10 protein-coding genes are annotated in these 16,935 nt (G+C 43.2%); all 10 read left to right on the top strand.

What is annotated here, in order from left to right; all coding sequences use genetic code 11:
• The first annotated feature begins 12 nt into the window (after positions 1–12).
• The 10 genes from ACF8OV_RS14950 to rlmKL all read left to right on the top strand — a co-directional run bounded on the left by ACF8OV_RS14950 (position 13) and on the right by rlmKL (position 16,912).
• Positions 13–486 carry a GAF domain-containing protein gene (locus tag ACF8OV_RS14950; RefSeq protein ID WP_005494950.1) on the top strand — a complete coding sequence of 158 codons (474 nt, stop codon included), beginning with the start codon at positions 13–15 and terminating at the stop codon, positions 484–486.
• A 98-nt stretch (positions 487–584) separates the two neighbouring features.
• Positions 585–1,214, top strand: a complete 630-nt coding sequence (gene proQ, locus ACF8OV_RS14945; protein WP_005458274.1) for an RNA chaperone ProQ — start codon at positions 585–587, stop codon at positions 1,212–1,214.
• Between the two features lie 17 nt (positions 1,215–1,231).
• Positions 1,232–3,238, top strand: a complete 2,007-nt coding sequence (gene prc, locus ACF8OV_RS14940) for a carboxy terminal-processing peptidase (RefSeq protein ID WP_053305183.1) — start codon at positions 1,232–1,234, stop codon at positions 3,236–3,238.
• Positions 3,239–3,432: 194 nt separating this feature from the next.
• Positions 3,433–4,098 (top strand): hypothetical protein, encoded by a 666-nt coding sequence (locus ACF8OV_RS14935; RefSeq protein ID WP_021453961.1) that lies wholly within the window; start codon positions 3,433–3,435, stop codon positions 4,096–4,098.
• 231 nt (positions 4,099–4,329) lie between these two features.
• On the top strand, positions 4,330–6,936 hold the full coding sequence (gene pepN, locus ACF8OV_RS14930) for an aminopeptidase N (RefSeq protein WP_323231115.1): 2,607 nt from the start codon (positions 4,330–4,332) through the stop codon (positions 6,934–6,936).
• 65 nt (positions 6,937–7,001) lie between these two features.
• A complete protein-coding gene (locus ACF8OV_RS14925) occupies positions 7,002–7,220 on the top strand; it encodes a DUF2835 domain-containing protein (RefSeq protein WP_079857903.1) in 219 nt (72 codons plus the stop codon).
• A 201-nt stretch (positions 7,221–7,421) separates the two neighbouring features.
• Positions 7,422–12,263: an NAD-glutamate dehydrogenase gene (locus ACF8OV_RS14920; RefSeq protein ID WP_203505047.1), complete on the top strand. Its 4,842-nt coding sequence runs from the start codon at positions 7,422–7,424 to the stop codon at positions 12,261–12,263.
• Positions 12,264–12,570: 307 nt separating this feature from the next.
• Entirely contained in the window at positions 12,571–13,581 is a 1,011-nt protein-coding gene (pyrD, locus tag ACF8OV_RS14915) for a quinone-dependent dihydroorotate dehydrogenase (protein WP_203505045.1), read from the top strand.
• 168 nt (positions 13,582–13,749) lie between these two features.
• Positions 13,750–14,292, top strand: a complete 543-nt coding sequence (locus tag ACF8OV_RS14910; protein ID WP_005494967.1) for a cell division protein ZapC — start codon at positions 13,750–13,752, stop codon at positions 14,290–14,292.
• Positions 14,293–14,788: 496 nt separating this feature from the next.
• The gene (gene rlmKL, locus ACF8OV_RS14905; RefSeq protein WP_203505043.1) at positions 14,789–16,912 is read left to right on the top strand and encodes a bifunctional 23S rRNA (guanine(2069)-N(7))-methyltransferase RlmK/23S rRNA (guanine(2445)-N(2))-methyltransferase RlmL; all 2,124 of its coding nucleotides are present in this window, start codon (positions 14,789–14,791) and stop codon (positions 16,910–16,912) included.
• Positions 16,913–16,935: the final 23 nt, after the last annotated feature.

Raw genomic sequence — 16,935 nt, 5'->3', positions numbered from 1 at the left:
TAGGAAGTTAATATGAACATAGAACAATACCAACGACTCACCAAACAAGCAGTAGCCCTAATTGAATCTGAGCCAGACTTTATCGCTAACTTGGCGAACCTGAGCTCTTTACTATTTATGGAGCTTGAAGACCTCAACTGGGCAGGCTTCTACCTAACAAAAGGGGATGAGCTTGTATTAGGCCCATTCCAAGGTAAACCAGCTTGCGTTCGTATCCCAATGGGACGAGGCGTTTGTGGAACAGCTGCAAAAACAAATACTACTCAAAGAGTATACGACGTTCACGAATTTGAAGGTCATATCGCATGTGATGCTGCGAGTAATTCTGAAATTGTGATTCCGTTTTCAATCAATGGAAAAGTTGCTGGCGTATTGGATATCGATAGCCCAAGTATCGGTCGATTCAATGAAACAGACGAGGAAGGTCTCACTCATTTTATGTCAGAAGTAGAAAAGCTGCTTAATTCACACGCGAACGACGCATAAATTAGCCCACGAGTGTGGTTTTTCCTTGGCATGTCACTATAATACGAGAATATTTTTTCTTAATGCTTCGCGGAAATCCGCTCAAATCAGGAACCCTCATGACTGAAAAGTTAAAAAACAGCAAAGAAGTTATCGCATATATTGCTGAATGTTTCCCTAAGTGCTTTACTTTAGAAGGTGAAGCAAAACCTCTGAAAATTGGTATTTTTCAAGATCTTGCGGAACGTCTAAATGAAGACGAAAAAGTAAGCAAAACTCAGCTTCGTGCAGCGTTAAGACAGTACACTTCATCATGGCGTTACCTACACGGTGTAAAACCAGGTGCGGTACGTGTTGACCTAGATGGCAACCCTTGTGGTGAACTAGAAGAAGAACACGTAGAACACGCTAAAGCGACACTTGCTGAAAGCAAAGCGAAAGTTCAAGCTCGTCGTAAAGAACAAGCACAGAAAGCTCGTGAAGAGGGTAAGGCGAAAGCGAAACCTGCGGCTAATAAAAAGCCTCAACAGCCTCGCCGTACTAACAAACCAAAAGTACAAAAACCAACTAAGCCTGTAGAAACGCGCGCTCTAAATGCTGATGAAATCACAGTAGGCAATGCAGTAAACGTGAACATGGGCAAAGGAAACATGGCAGCGACCATTGTTGAGATCAATAAGGATGATGTACGTGTTCAACTTGCTAACGGCCTACAAATGGTTGTAAAAGCGGAGCACTTGCGCGCATAAGGGAGATACTCCTACGCATGAATTGCCGTTCAAAAGTGACCCTGATTGCTGCTAGCTTATGGCTAGCAGCATCAGCTCAGGCTCTCGAAGCCAAACTACATAAAGATGACTTGCCGGTTCTCGCTCCTGAAGTTCAGCACGAAACAGCCAGCAAACGAGTCACCTCTCGATTTACCCGCTCTCATTATAAGCATTTCAATCTAAACGATGATTTCTCTAAAGCGATCTTTGAACGCTATGTAGAAATGCTTGATTACAATAGAAATATTTTCACTCAAGCGGATATTGATTCCTTCAAAGATTGGTCAATTGAACTTGATGATCAGCTTAAAGCTGGTAACAACAAGATTGCTTTTGATGTTTACAATCTTTCAATGCAAAAACGTTTTGAACGTTTCGCCTACGCGATGACTTTGCTCGACAAAGAGATCAAGTTTGATAACGCAGACGAGATTGAGCTAGATCGATCAGAGGCCGCATGGCCAAAGGATGAAGCTGAGCTTAATGAGTTGTGGCGCAAACGCGTGAAATATGACGCTTTGAATCTAAAACTGACGGGCAAAGAATGGCCTGAAATTAAAGAAGTTTTAGAGAAGCGTTATAACAACGCGATGAAGCGTATCACACAGACCAACAATGAAGACGCGTTCCAGCTTTATATGAACGCCTTCGCAAGACAGGTCGACCCTCATACTAGTTACCTTTCTCCTCGCAACGCCGAGCAATTCCAATCAGAAATGAACCTGTCTCTTGAAGGGATTGGTGCCGTTCTGCAAATGACAGATGACTACACTATTATTCGTTCATTGGTAGTTGGTGGCCCTGCGTCTAAGAGTAAGCAACTTGGTGAAGGGGACCGTATCATTGGTGTTGGTCAAGACGGTGAAGAAATTGTCGATGTGATTGGCTGGCGTCTGGATGATGTAGTTCAATTAATCAAAGGTCCTAAAGGAACAAAGGTTAATCTACAAATCTTGCCAGAAGGTAATGACGCAAAGAGTTACATTGTCACAATTGTGCGCGACAAAGTTCGTTTAGAAGACCGAGCGGTTAAGTCTGAGATCATTGAGAAAGACGGCAAGAAGATTGGTGTTCTTGAAGTACCAAGTTTCTACGTCGGTCTTTCACAAGACACAGACAAGTTACTTAATGACCTAAAAGCGAAAAACGTTGACGGTATCATCGTTGATTTACGTAACAACGGTGGTGGTGCTCTTACTGAAGCAACAGCACTTACTGGCCTCTTCATTAAAGAAGGCCCAGTCGTACAAGTGCGCGACAGCTATGGCCGCATCAAAGTTAATGCTGATACCGACGGACTGGTAAGTTACGATGGTCCTTTGACGGTATTAATCAACCGCTACAGTGCATCGGCATCTGAAATTTTCGCAGCTGCAATGCAAGACTACAACCGCGCCGTCATTCTTGGCGAAAACTCGTTTGGTAAAGGTACGGTTCAGCAGCATCGTTCATTGAATCATATCTACGATCTTTTCGATAAAGAGCTCGGTTATGTTCAATATACGATTCAAAAGTTCTACCGCATCGATGGCGGCAGTACTCAGAACCGTGGTGTAGCGCCAGACATTGCGTACCCAACACCAATTGATCCGAGTGAAACCGGTGAAAGTGTTGAAGACAATGCTCTGCCTTGGGATAGCATCGATAAGGCGACTTATCAGACATTCCCAGATAACGACAAGTTGATTGCAAACTTGACAGAACTTCACAATAAGCGAATCGCTGATGAGATGGAATTCCGTTTCATTAACGAAGACATTGAGCAGTATCGTAAAGAAAAAGACGACAACATGTTGTCTCTAAACGAGAAAGTCCGCAAAGACGAGTCAGATAAAGCAGAAGCATTACGTTTGAAACGTATTAATGAACGTCAAACGGCTTTGGGTAAGAAAACATTCAAATCTTTGGATGATGTGCCTAAAGACTACGAAGCACCTGATGTTTATTTAGATGAATCTGTTGCGATTATGGTTGATATGCTTAAAGCACCAAAACAGTCATAAGCACTGGCAATTCAGTACAAAAAGGGCGAGTCCTAAGGGTTCGCTCTTTTTTTATGCCTTTTAACCTGTAAAGTTGACGGCACAAAGTCGGTTGTGCGCTTATTTTACTGCAATAATTTACGTGATATAGATCAAATATTTCGCGAAATAGAGCACCAATGCCTAAGCTAAAAGAAAACGATAAGGATGCCGATATGAAATGGTTCTTTATTTTGCTTAGCTTTTTCTGCTTAAGCGTGTTCGCTGGAGAAAACACAAAGGAAGACGATCTTAGTCACTTTGATACGCCGTTTCTGATTGGGGATTGGTATTTAATGAATCCGAGGCCCGACGAATCGGCTGAAAACTTCCGAGCGATCAAACTTTCTTTAGGCTCTGATTACACATTCTCCATTGATATTCAGAAAAAAGATTATTCTGTCGATCATTGGGAAGGTATGTATAACGCCAATGAAGACACAATTGTTCTTGGATTGAATACCGATGAGCCCCAAATTTACGCTTACCGAAACAATCACAATACCTTGGATTTAAACGGTGTCACTTTTACTAAAGGGCTATCGAACGCTCTAGCCGGCATCTGGTCAAGCTCTCATGTCTCTGGCGATGGATTGATGGCAAATAACATTAACCACATGGATCTGATTTTGCAGCCTGACTTCGTGTTCTTGTTCCGTGTCTCAAACGAAGCAGGTGAAGAGTCCGTTAAACAAGGCGTGTTTTACACTGAAGACGAGTATTTAGTTCTTTTGTATGAAAACGGCGAGCAGGGCACAACGTACAAACTTAAAGAAAATGAACTCACCATCCAAGATAGTAGTGGTGATATGTATGCCGTACTCAACCGAGTCACACAATGAGTCATTCATATTGTTGATTCTATAAATGAGTATTCATACGGTAAACTTCTAATGTTGAGTAAATGTTAATCAGAAAGCGGAGCTAACCATCAAAAAGCTCCGTTTTTTTATAGAAAGACTTGTATTCTGATACCACAACCCATACAAATAGCTTATATCGTGATACCAGTTAAAGGGTTTGAGACCTGTAAACTGGTATTTTTGTAGTTCGACATACAAGGATTTATGGACATGTCTCAAGCTCCCCAGGCGAAATATCGTAAAGATTATCAAGCGCCATCCCACACAATTACTGAGATTGATCTTACGTTTGATCTTTACGACAACGACACCATCGTTACTGCACTATCAAAAGTAGTTCAAAAGGGTGAATCAACGACTCTAGAACTGGATGGTGAAGGGTTAGAGCTTCGTTCAGTTAAGGTGAACGGCGAAGATTGGGCGCATCATGAAGTAAAAGAGGCGTCCCTAGTACTGTCTGACTTACCTGCTGAGTTCGAACTTGAAATCATCACTAAAATTGATCCTGAAGCCAATACCGCACTTGAAGGTCTGTACAAATCTGGTGGTGCATTCTGTACACAGTGTGAAGCAGAAGGCTTCCGCCGCATCACGTATTACTTAGATCGCCCAGACGTACTGGCAAAATACACAACCAAAGTCATTGCAGATAAAGCAACATATCCATACTTGCTCAGCAATGGTAACCGTATTGCACAAGGCGAAGCAGAGAACGGTCGTCATTGGGTGCAATGGCAAGATCCACATCCAAAACCAGCTTATCTATTTGCGCTTGTCGCTGGTGACTTTGATGTGCTTCGCGATAAATACACCACAATGTCTGGTCGCAACGTTGACCTAGAAATCTTTGTCGATAAAGGCAACTTAGACCGAGCGGGTCACGCGATGACATCGCTAATCAACTCAATGAAGTGGGACGAAGAACGCTTTGGTCTAGAATACGACCTCGATATTTACATGATCGTGGCGGTTGATTTCTTCAACATGGGCGCAATGGAAAACAAAGGCCTAAATATCTTTAACTCTAAGTTTGTTCTGGCGAATGACCAAACGGCGACAGACCGAGATTACTTGGGTATTGAAGCTGTGATTGGCCATGAATACTTCCATAACTGGACAGGCAACCGCGTGACTTGCCGCGATTGGTTCCAGCTGAGCCTAAAAGAAGGTTTGACGGTGTTCCGTGATCAAGAGTTTTCTTCTGACTTAGGTTCACGTGCGGTAAATCGAATCGACAATGTGCGCATTATTCGTGGCCCTCAGTTTGCTGAAGATGCAAGCCCAATGTCACACCCAATTCGTCCTGACAAAGTTATTGAAATGAATAACTTTTATACGCTGACCGTTTATGAAAAGGGCAGTGAAGTGATTCGTATGTACCACACTTTGCTTGGCGAGGAAGGCTTCCAAAAAGGTATGAAGCTTTACTTTGAGCGTCACGACGGTACAGCGGCAACATGTGAAGACTTCGTTTCTGCAATGGAAGATGCAACGGGCGTTGACCTTAAGCAATTCCGTCTATGGTATAGCCAATCTGGTACGCCAACACTTCGTGTAAACAGCGAATACAACGCTGAAGCCAAAACTTACGCGCTAACAGTTGAGCAATTTACTGAAGCAACGCAAGACCAAGCAGAAAAACAAGCACTGCACATTCCATTCGATATCGAGCTTTATGATTCGAAAGGTCAGGTTATCCCACTGATCATTAACGGAGAATCAGTTCACAATGTTTTGGACATCAAGCAAGATAAACAAACATTTGTGTTCGAGAATGTCGCAGAGCAACCAGTGCCTTCATTGTTACGCGAGTTCTCTGCGCCAGTTAAATTGGAATACGATTACAGCGACGCTGAACTGATCTTCCTAATGAAGCACGCAACCAACGATTTTGCTCGTTGGGATGCAAGCCAAATGCTATTAGCGAAGTACATTCGACAAAATGTCAACAATGTCCAAACGGGCAGTGAGGTTCAACTTTCAGAAGATCTTATCGATGCATTCCGCGGCGTATTATTGGATGAAAACTTAGAGCCTGCATTTATCGCTCAAGTCTTCTCATTGCCATCTATCAATGAAATCACAGGCTGGTACAAACAGATTGATGTAGATGCAGTTGATGCGGTTTTAAATAGCATTACAGTGTCACTTTCTGCCGCATTGGAAGATGAACTAAGTGCCACTTACCACACGCTAAAACAAGCCGAATACACCATCGACCATGCAGCAATCGGCAAACGTGCGTTGCGTAATCAATGTCTTCAGTTCTTAGCTCATACAGACAAAGGTAACACGTTAGTTAAAGCGCAGTATGAAGCTGCCAATAACATGACCGATACCATTGCAGCTATGAGTGCAGCGAATAGTGCTCAACTGGAATGTCGTGAAGAGCTGATGGCTGATTACAGCGATAAGTGGAAACATGACGGTTTAGTTATGGATAAATGGTTTGCACTGCAGGGGACTAACCCAGCAGAAGATGCACTTGAAAAAGTGAAAGCAACCATGAATCACGAAGCGTTCAGCTTGAAGAACCCGAACCGCACGCGCAGCTTAATTGGCTCGTTCTTGGCTGCAAACCCAGTTCGTTTCCACGACAAATCGGGGTCTGGTTACCAATTTGCCGGTGACATTCTTCGTCAGTTGAACGACTCCAACCCTCAAGTTGCATCTCGCATGATTGATCCTCTGCTGAAGTGCCGTAAATACGATGAAGCTCGCCAAGCGATGATTCGTGCAGAACTTGAAAAACTAAAAGCAATGGACAACCTAGCCAAAGACCTGTTTGAAAAAGTGACTAAAGCACTAGACGAATAGTCGCCAAAATAATAGGGTGGTCGCAATGACCACCCTAATTGTATCTACTACAACGTTTCTAGTTCATGAAGCACTATTACTTTACGCTGAATATTCCTTATCAAACATTTCTGTCCCATTACTCGGGAGCCGCAAGTTCCGTTCAAGTCATAACAAACAACGGCTTAAGGTTACAACTTCCTGCAGGAAAATTTAGACCATTTCTTAGCCAATTAGGAGTGAGAGGGCGATTTAGGCTAACAACTGACCAAAATAACAAGTTTCTAAAGTTAGAAACTCTGTGATGCTTTGTATTTGCAGAGAGTTAAATAGGAATCTTAGTCACAGAATCAGACATTTCACCTCCTACCACAGCGAATAGTTGTTAAACATTTGTAATTATGCTTTTACAATGAGTGCATGCATTACCTATGCTTAGTTTCTAGGGTAACAACCCTGTTACTAAGTCCCCCTACAAAACAACAATTCTAATGTGGAGTGTGAATATGACCGCGCGTGAAAATGTAGTGCCGGTTCTGCTTGAAAAGGTTTACCAACTGATTCAAGACAAACTCGAGCTTTCTCACCAAACGCTTGTAACCAAACTTGCTCAACACTTATTTAGTAACATTGCTGATGATGACTTGATTCAGCGAAACGAATCCGACCTCTATGGTGCTGTTGTCAGCCTCTGGCACCACATAAACGAAAAAAAACCAGAGGATATCTCGGTCCGCGTGTTTAACCCGACCGTAAGTCGTCAAGGCTGGCAATCCACACACACAATCGTAGAAGTTGTTGTTCCAGATAGTCCATTCTTAGTGGATTCAATAAAGATGGCGCTAGCGCGCTTAGATCTTGTTTGCCATTTAATGCTCAATAATCCAACTCAGCTAGAGCGTGATAAAAAAGGTCAAGTAACAGAAGTGAACGGTGAGGGGGGTGTTCTTCAATCACTATTCCACATCGAAGTTGACCGCCTAACAAGTAAAGAAGAGATGCAAGCTCTTAAAGAAGAGTTATTGAACATCCTGTCTGATACACGCTTAGTCGTTAATGACTGGCAGCCAATGGTCGACAAACTCAAGATCGTTACAGATGATCTTGAAAAAAACAAAGATCGTGTTTCGATGAAAACCGATCGTTTGGATGAAACCATCGCATTTTTACGTTGGCTTGGTGATCATAACTTTACCTTTATGGGTTACAAAGATTATGACTTAGCGGAAATAAACGGTGATACGGAACTGAGACCAGCAAAAGAAAAAGGCCTAGGTCTGTTTGCTGATGAAAAGCGCATTCGCAGCGTTAAGTTGTCTGAATTGTCTGATTCTGCAAGACTAGAAGCGAAAAAACCTTACGCTTTGATCATTACGAAAGGCAATCAAGCGTCTCGTATTCACCGTCCTGCTTACACTGACTACATCGGCATCAAAAAGTTCGATGAAAATGGCAAAGTAATTGGCGAGCACCGCTTCACTGGTTTGTACACATCCGCGGTATACAACCAAGCTGTTCACAGCATTCCTTTAATTCGAGAAAAAGTAGATCGTATCTTAGAAGCAAGTGGTTACCGCCGCGGCTCATACTCCTACAAAGCGCTGCATAATATTCTTGAAAACTACCCACGTGATGAACTGCTACAAGCGAACGAAGAAGATTTGCTTGAAGTCGGCATGGGCGTAGTACAAATGCAAGACCGTGACTTACTACGTTTGTTCGTACGCAAAGACCCGTTCGGTCGTTTCTTCAGCTGCATGGTGTACGTAACGAAAGACCGTTACAACACAGAACTTCGCCGCCAAACTCAACGCATTCTTAAGCAGTATTTTGGCTGTGAACAAGAAGTTGAATTTACGACGTTCTTCTCTGAAAGCCCATTGGCAAGAACGCATTACATTGTTCGTGTAGACAATAACAACATTGATGTAGACGTGAAAAAAATCGAGCAGAATTTAATGGAAGTTTCTACCTCTTGGGACGACAGATTAAAAGAGTCGATCATTGCTAACTTTGGTGAAAGCAAAGGTCTACCACTATCGAAAGAGTACATGAGCGCGTTCCCTCGTTCATACAAAGAAGACATGATGCCTGGTTCTGCAGTGGCAGACATTGAGCGCCTTGAAGCACTGAGTGACGACAACAAACTTGGCATGCTTTTCTACCGTCCGCAGGAAGTTGCAACGGATTCGAAAGCGGTTCGCTTAAAACTTTACCATCGTGACGAGCCAATCCATCTATCAGACGTAATGCCAATGTTGGAAAACTTGGGTCTACGCGTGATTGGTGAATCTCCTTACGAGATCGAGAAAAACAATGGCCAGACATTCTGGATCCTAGATTTCTCAATGCTGCATAAGAGCGAAAAAACCGTTGATCTTCGCGAAGCTCGTGATCGTTTCCAACAAGCATTTGCAGCGATTTGGGCAGGGGATCTAGAAAGTGATGGTTTCAACCGTTTGGTACTGGGTGCTTCGTTATCTGGTCGTGAAATCTCGATTCTACGTTCTTACGCGCGCTACATGCGTCAAGTTGGTTTCCCATTCAGCCAACAATACATTGAAGATACACTAAGCCATTACCCTGATTTAGCTACCGGCTTGGTTAACCTATTTGCTAAACGTTTCGATCCAAAACATAAAGGCAGCGAAAAAGGCCAAAGTGATCTGATTAAGAAGCTGACTGAACAACTGGATCGTGTAGAAAGCCTAGATGATGATCGTATTATTCGTCGTTACATGGATATGATCATGGCAACGCTGCGTACTAACTACTACCAGTTGGACGAAAACAAGCAGTCGAAGCCTTGGCTATCTTTGAAGATGAAACCAAGCGAAATCCCAGAGATTCCTCAGCCAGTTCCTGCTTTTGAGATCTTCGTCTATGCGCCAGACATTGAGGGTGTTCACCTTCGTGGCGGTAAAGTTGCACGTGGTGGCTTACGTTGGTCAGATCGCCAAGAAGATTTCCGTACAGAAATTCTTGGTCTTGTAAAAGCTCAGCAAGTTAAGAACACAGTTATTGTTCCAGTTGGGGCGAAAGGTGGTTTCGTTTGTAAGCGTCAGCCGTCTCTGACCACTCGTGATGAAATCTTTTCAGAAGGTCAACGCTGCTATAAACAGTTCATTCGCGCATTGCTTGATGTTTCTGACAACATCATTGAAGGCGAGGTGATTCCACCACAAAACGTAATTCGTCACGATGAAGATGACCCATACCTAGTGGTTGCTGCCGACAAAGGCACGGCGACATTCTCTGACTTGGCGAACTCAGTCTCAGCAGAATACAACTTCTGGCTTGGCGATGCGTTTGCTTCAGGTGGTTCAAACGGTTACGACCACAAAGCAATGGGTATCACTGCAAAAGGTGGTTGGGAATCAGTTAAACGTCATTTCCGTGAAATGGGCATCAACTGTCAAACGACTGACTTTACCGCAATCGGTGTAGGCGATATGGCTGGTGATGTGTTTGGTAACGGTATGCTGCTATCTAAGCACATTCGTTTACAAGCTGCGTTTAACCACATGCACATCTTTATTGATCCAAACCCAGATTCAGCCACCAGCTGGGAAGAGCGTAACCGCTTGTTTAATCTTCCAAGATCAAGTTGGGAAGATTACAACGCCGAGTTGATCTCGCAAGGTGGTGGCGTGTTCTCACGTCGTGCAAAATCGATCCAACTAACGCCTGAAATCCAAAAAATGTTGGGCACCAAGAAGGCATCCGTAGCACCAAACGATCTGATTAAGATGATCCTAAAAATGAAAGTGGATCTACTTTGGAACGGTGGTATCGGTACTTACGTTAAAGCTTCGACTGAAACGCATACAGACGTTGGCGACCGAGCAAATGACCAGCTTCGTGTTGATGGTCGTGAGCTGCGTGCAAAAGTGGTTGGTGAAGGTGGTAACTTAGGTATGACTCAACTTGGTCGTATCGAGTATGCGCTAAACGGTGGTCGAGTTAACACCGACTTTGTTGACAACGTGGGCGGTGTAGACTGCTCGGATAACGAAGTAAACATTAAGATCTTCTTGAACGGACTGGTTTCAAATGGCGATCTTACCGTTAAACAACGTAACCAAATTCTTGAATCTATGGAAGAAGAGGTCGGTGAAATCGTTCTGGATGACGCATACCGTCAATCTGAGTCCATTTCAGTGACAGAGCAACAAGGCGTTGGCATCGTTAAAGAACAGATTCGTTTCATCCACACAATGGAAAAAGCAGGGTACTTGGACCGTGCTCTTGAGTACATTCCTGATGATGAAACGCTGCTGGAACGCGAAAAGCAGGGCCTAGGTCTTACTCGTCCTGAGCTATCGGTACTTGTCGCTTACGGCAAAATGGTTCTGAAACAGCAACTCGTGACGGATGACATTGCAAATGATGAATTCCATGCGAAACAGCTGGTTGAGTACTTCCCAAGTGAGTTACGCCGTAACTATAAAGATCAAATGGTTAACCATCCGCTACGTGCAGAAATTATCGCGACGGCGCTAGCAAACCAAATGGTTAACGAAATGGGCTGTAACTTCGTCACTCGTCTTCAAGAAGAGACGGGCGCAGGTGTTGTTGATATTGCAAATGCTTACAGTGCAGCTCGTGAAATATTTGATCTTGCTGAAATTCTTAAGCAAACTCGCGCGTTAGACAACGTTGCAACGGCAGATGCACAGTACGAGATCATGTTCTACGTACGTCGCGCACTACGTCGTATTGCTCGTTGGTTACTGCGTAATCGCAGCGGTAAATCTACCGTTGGTGAGTTGATTGCAATCTACAAACAAGATGTGAATGTCATTGCTGAAACTCTTGATAGCATGCTGGTTGAATCTGAAGTGGAAGAGCACAATGAGTTGGCTCAAACATGGATGGAACGTGGGGTAGAAGAAAAACTTGCCCATCAAGTAGCACGTCTATCGAGCCTTCAATCGGCACTGGATATTTCATCGGTTGCAAGTGAAACCGGCAAAACGGTTGAACAAGCATCGAAGCTATACTTCAACCTTGGCGATCGCTTGTCGTTGCACTGGTTCTTGAAACAAATCAATAGCCAAGCTGTCGACAACAACTGGCAAGCTCTAGCTCGCGCAGCATTCCGTGAAGACCTAGATTGGCAACAACGTCAGTTGACAGCGCAAGTTCTCAACTGTGCGTGTGCAAACGAAGATCTTGATGTAATGCAAGCGCTTGAAGAGTGGATGGAAGCAAACGAACAATCACTTCATCGTTGGGAAAGCATCCTTAATGAGTTCAAAGTCGGTTCTGTACATGAATTTGCCAAATTCTCGGTAGCTCTTCGTGAACTGGTACTGCTTAATTTGAATTGCTCTTCAAACGAGTAGGTGAGTTAACTTATTAGAAAAAGCCTCGTAAATGCGAGGCTTTTTTGTATCCGCAATCACCAATTTCGGCCACAAACGTGACATCGTAACTGAATTTTAAAACTTAACTTCTGCTGAAATCGATTGCTTTCCTATTAGAAACTGGATATTTCAATGCCGCAAAAAATCGCTAATTCTTTGTTTTTATGAAAAAACTTCTAACTCAAGATGCAATTTTACTTAATTCGTTCATTTTCATTGAATTACAATAAAAAACAGTAAATAATATTGACCCGTTTACACGGGGCTTTTTTCTTTCGGAGGCACAATGCTTTACCGTCTAGCCAGAACTGGCTTTTTCCAACTTGATGCCGAAAAGGCACATGATCTTGCAATCAAGAACTTCCAACGCTTTAACGGCACACCACTCGATCTTTTCTATCGTCAACAATTACCTAACCGTCCAGTAGAATGCATGGGGTTAACATTCCGTAACCCAGTGGGTCTTGCTGCTGGTTTAGATAAAAACGGGGAATGTATTGAAGCATTCGATGCGATGGGATTTGGCTTTGTTGAAGTTGGCACAGTGACTCCTCGTCCTCAGCCAGGTAATGACAAACCGCGTTTGTTCCGTTTGGTTGAAGCAGAAGGCATCATCAACCGAATGGGCTTTAACAACTTAGGTGTGGATCATCTGGTTGAGAATGTGAAAAAAGCAAAGTTCAACTGTGTTCTTGGTATCAACATTGGTAAAAACAAAGATACACCAATCGAGAACGGGGCAGAGGACTACTTGATTTGTATGGAGAAAGTGTACGAATATGCTGGTTACATCGCTGTAAACATTTCTTCTCCAAACACTCCGGGGCTTCGCTCTCTACAATACGGTGAAGCACTCGACGAGTTACTATCAGAGCTTAAAGCGAAACAATCAGAGCTTGCAGAAAAACACGGCAAGTACGTTCCACTAGCACTTAAGATTGCCCCTGATTTGAGCGATGATGAAATCACTCAGATTTGTGAATCACTACTGAAAAACAATATCGATGGTGTTATTGCAACAAACACTACACTGGATCGAACAGTAGTTGAAGGTATGAAACACGCAAATGAAGCAGGTGGTTTAAGCGGTCGTCCGGTGCAATCTCGTTCAACAGAAGTTGTTCGCAAATTGCACGAAGCATTGGGTGACAAACTTCCTATCATTGGTGTTGGCGGCATTGACTCTTATGTTGCTGCAAAAGAGAAAATGATGGCAGGCGCTCAACTCGTACAAGTTTATACTGGCTTTATCTTCCATGGTCCTGGCCTAGTACGCGATATTGTTAAAAATCTGTAGCACTCATCAAATAAATCGCTGAGAATTCAACGCTTGTTTCAGAAAAAAGAGGAACTCGTTTCCTCTTTTTTTTTGTCCGTTCGTTTGTAAAATTTAGAAAATCATGAGTAGGTAATTAAGCGTCTTACCTCTTTACCATTGATTCACTAGTCAAGAGAGAACGGAATAATGCTTAAACCCAGCGACAAATGGAATTGGTATTTTGACGAGCACAAAGCTTGCTTAATGCTGGATCTGGGGGAGGAAATGATTTTCCAAACCAATCTATCCCGTAAGCTGTTGGTCAACTGTGCCTTCTCAAAAAACGAATTTACAGTCGACGATGCTAGTGCGTTTCAAACGTTTAATGAACGCATTCGCTGTCTCGATATCAATGAGTACCGTCAGGCCGAGCTAACACTTTACTGTGTAGCTGCGAAACGCTTCCATAAACCAGTCCAGCCTAAGAGTTGGTTCTTCGATGCTCAATCAACAGGGCACGAACCAGAAGAAGGGGACATGGTATTTCTATCTAACCGCTATTCTGAAGGGGTTTTCATCGTTTTAGAACCTGGCGAAGCTTCAAGCTTATGCGCGTATGTCGGTCAAGAAGAGTTCATTCTGGATGGCCATAAAACGCTGCAGTTTGGACAACCAATAAAAGTTATGCACGACAGAATGGTTTGTGCGAATCATTTATTTGTCATGGCTCCAATGGCTATGGTGGGTTAAACCTCTTTAAGTTTTCTTTATTTCGTTCCTTTGTTTGCCTTAATCGACCGCCTCAGGTCGATTTTTTTTATCCTTCTCCTTTCAAATACCTTTATTAATCGGCTGAAATCACTGCGTTGTTAAGCACATAACTATGAAGCTGGTCACTTTTATTCCACTTTTTTAATCTTAGCGATCACTAATATTAGGCAACTTATCGCCTAACATTCCCCCATTTCTTCCCCAATACATGCAATTGGTAAGTAAATTACAACATAATTTTACTATTGGTATATACCAATTTTAAGGTAAATAAGTATTCACTTCTTCTTTAAGGTAAGGTTTTTGGTTAGCTAAAAGAATGGGAAAAGAAATGCTCAGCTCGAAATGTAGGAAGTTTCAGATCAAGTGATTGGTGATTGTTTGCTCTGGTGAAACTAAAAACGCCTTTAAAAACGAGGCATTGATCGTAAAGTCAGGTATAATTAAGGCCATTTTTTATTAACGAAAGAACACTATGAATCAATATCTCGCGGTAACTTCAAACGGCATGGAAAACCTGCTTGTTGAAGAACTGACTAAACTAGGCATTGAAAACGCGAAACCAGTACAGGCGGGCGTAAAATTTAAAGCCACGAATGAGCAAATCTATCGTTGTTGTTTGTGGAGCCGCTTGGCATCACGATTTGTACGTGTTTTATCTGAATTCACTTGTAACGACGACATGGCTCTATACCTATCGACTTCGTCAATTAACTGGGTGAATCAATTCCACAGTTCTAAGCGTTTCGTTGTGGACTTTAACGGTACCAACCGCGAGATCCGCAACAGTCAGTACGGCGCGATGAAAGTAAAAGATGGCATCGTTGATTGCTTTGAGAAGAAAGGTTTACCTCGACCAAACATCAGCAAAGAACGTCCTGATATTCGCGTTCATGTTCGCCTTCACAAAGATAAAGCTATCTTAGGTGTTGATATGGTAGGCAGTGGCCTTCATCAACGTGGCTACCGTCCGGAATCTGGCCGAGCACCACTTCGCGAAACATTAGCAGCGGCGATCATTATGCGTTGTGGTTGGGACGGTCATCAGCCACTTCTCGATCCAATGTGTGGTTCTGGTACGTTACTGATTGAAGCGGCAATGATGGCTGCAAATATGGCTCCTGGTGTAAAACGAAAGCAATGGTGCTTTGAATCACTTGAAGACTTTGAGCCAGATACATGGGCTGAAATCAAATCAGAAGCAAACGTTCAGGCTAGACGCGGTGTCAAGAAAGTTGACGCTAAGTTTTTTGGCTTCGATAACGACCCTAAAGTGCTCAAAGTTGCACAAGAGAACGCTCGCAGAGCAGGGGTTGAGGAACTGATTGAGTTTGCTCAAGGCGATGCGGCAACTATTACGCGACCTGCAGGTTTTGAAAATGGTGTGATTGTATCTAACCCACCTTACGGCGAACGTTTGGGTACAGAGCCAGGTCTGATTGCGCTTTACACCGCGTTTGGTGGCCAATTGAAAGCAGAATTTGGTGGCTGCAAAGCGTCTATTTTCTCTAGTTCAGATGAGTTGCTGAGCTGTCTTCGCATGCGTGCAGATAAGCAATTCAAATTAAACAATGGTGCGTTACCGTGTCACCAAAAAAACTACAGCATCGCAGAACGTAGTGCCGATGAAGTAAAAGGTGCAGATACCAATACTCAAATCGCTCCTGATTTTTCAAACCGTTTGAAGAAAAACATTGGCAAAATTGGCAAATGGGCTCGTAAAGAGAAATTAGATTGCTACCGCATCTATGACGCAGATCTTCCTGAATATAACGTAGCGATTGACGTATATGGCGATCAAATCGTGATTCAAGAATACGCAGCACCTAAAAACATCCCTGAAGAGAAAGCGAAACGCCGTTTGACGGATATCATTCGCGCAACGATTCAAGTGACAGGCGTAGAAGCGAACAAAGTTGTCCTTAAAGTTCGTGAAAAGCAGAAAGGTCGCAGCCAATATCAAAAGTTGGGTCAGGTATCTGAAACGTTAGAGGTGAACGAGTACGGCGTGAAGCTGATCGTGAATTTGCACGACTATCTTGATACGGGACTATTCCTAGATCATAAGATCACACGTCGTCGCTTAGGCGAAATGGCTCAAGGCAAAGATTTCTTGAACCTATTTGCTTACACAGGTAGTGCAACAGTACACGCGGCAGTTGGCGGAGCTCGTTCAACAACGACAGTAGACATGTCAAACACTTACCTGAACTGGGCAAAAGACAATATGCAGTTGAATGGTTGTATTGGACGCCAACATCGCTTTGAGCAAGCTGATTGTCTGCAGTGGCTTGAAAATGCAAAAGGCGAATACGACCTTATCTTTATTGATCCACCGACGTTTTCAAACTCAAAACGTATGGAAACGTCATTCGACGTGCAACGTGACCATATCAAGCTAATGACGAACTTGAAACGTTTGTTACGAGCAGGCGGTACGATTGTGTTCTCGAACAATAAACGTCACTTTAAGATGGATGAAGAAGGGTTGGCTGAGCTAGGACTAAAAGCTCAGAATATTTCATCGCAAACTCTGCCTTTGGATTTTTCTCGAAACAAACACATCCATAACTGCTGGCTAGTGACACACGCAGAGTAAAGAAACGATTGAGTATAAGGACG

It is taken from the genome of Vibrio sp. GLN_1 (assembly GCF_043106015.1).
Taxonomy (GTDB): Bacteria; Pseudomonadota; Gammaproteobacteria; order Enterobacterales; family Vibrionaceae; genus Vibrio; species Vibrio parahaemolyticus.
This window is presented reverse-complemented; position numbering and strand designations above follow the sequence as displayed.

Coding starts and splice junctions, on each gene's coding strand:
- ACF8OV_RS14950 (WP_005494950.1), top strand. CDS start 13: ATGAACATAGAACAATACCAACGACTCACCAAACAAGCAGTAGCCCTA.
- proQ (WP_005458274.1), top strand. CDS start 585: ATGACTGAAAAGTTAAAAAACAGCAAAGAAGTTATCGCATATATTGCT.
- prc (WP_053305183.1), top strand. CDS start 1,232: ATGAATTGCCGTTCAAAAGTGACCCTGATTGCTGCTAGCTTATGGCTA.
- ACF8OV_RS14935 (WP_021453961.1), top strand. CDS start 3,433: ATGAAATGGTTCTTTATTTTGCTTAGCTTTTTCTGCTTAAGCGTGTTC.
- pepN (WP_323231115.1), top strand. CDS start 4,330: ATGTCTCAAGCTCCCCAGGCGAAATATCGTAAAGATTATCAAGCGCCA.
- ACF8OV_RS14925 (WP_079857903.1), top strand. CDS start 7,002: ATGAAGCACTATTACTTTACGCTGAATATTCCTTATCAAACATTTCTG.
- ACF8OV_RS14920 (WP_203505047.1), top strand. CDS start 7,422: ATGACCGCGCGTGAAAATGTAGTGCCGGTTCTGCTTGAAAAGGTTTAC.
- pyrD (WP_203505045.1), top strand. CDS start 12,571: ATGCTTTACCGTCTAGCCAGAACTGGCTTTTTCCAACTTGATGCCGAA.
- ACF8OV_RS14910 (WP_005494967.1), top strand. CDS start 13,750: ATGCTTAAACCCAGCGACAAATGGAATTGGTATTTTGACGAGCACAAA.
- rlmKL (WP_203505043.1), top strand. CDS start 14,789: ATGAATCAATATCTCGCGGTAACTTCAAACGGCATGGAAAACCTGCTT.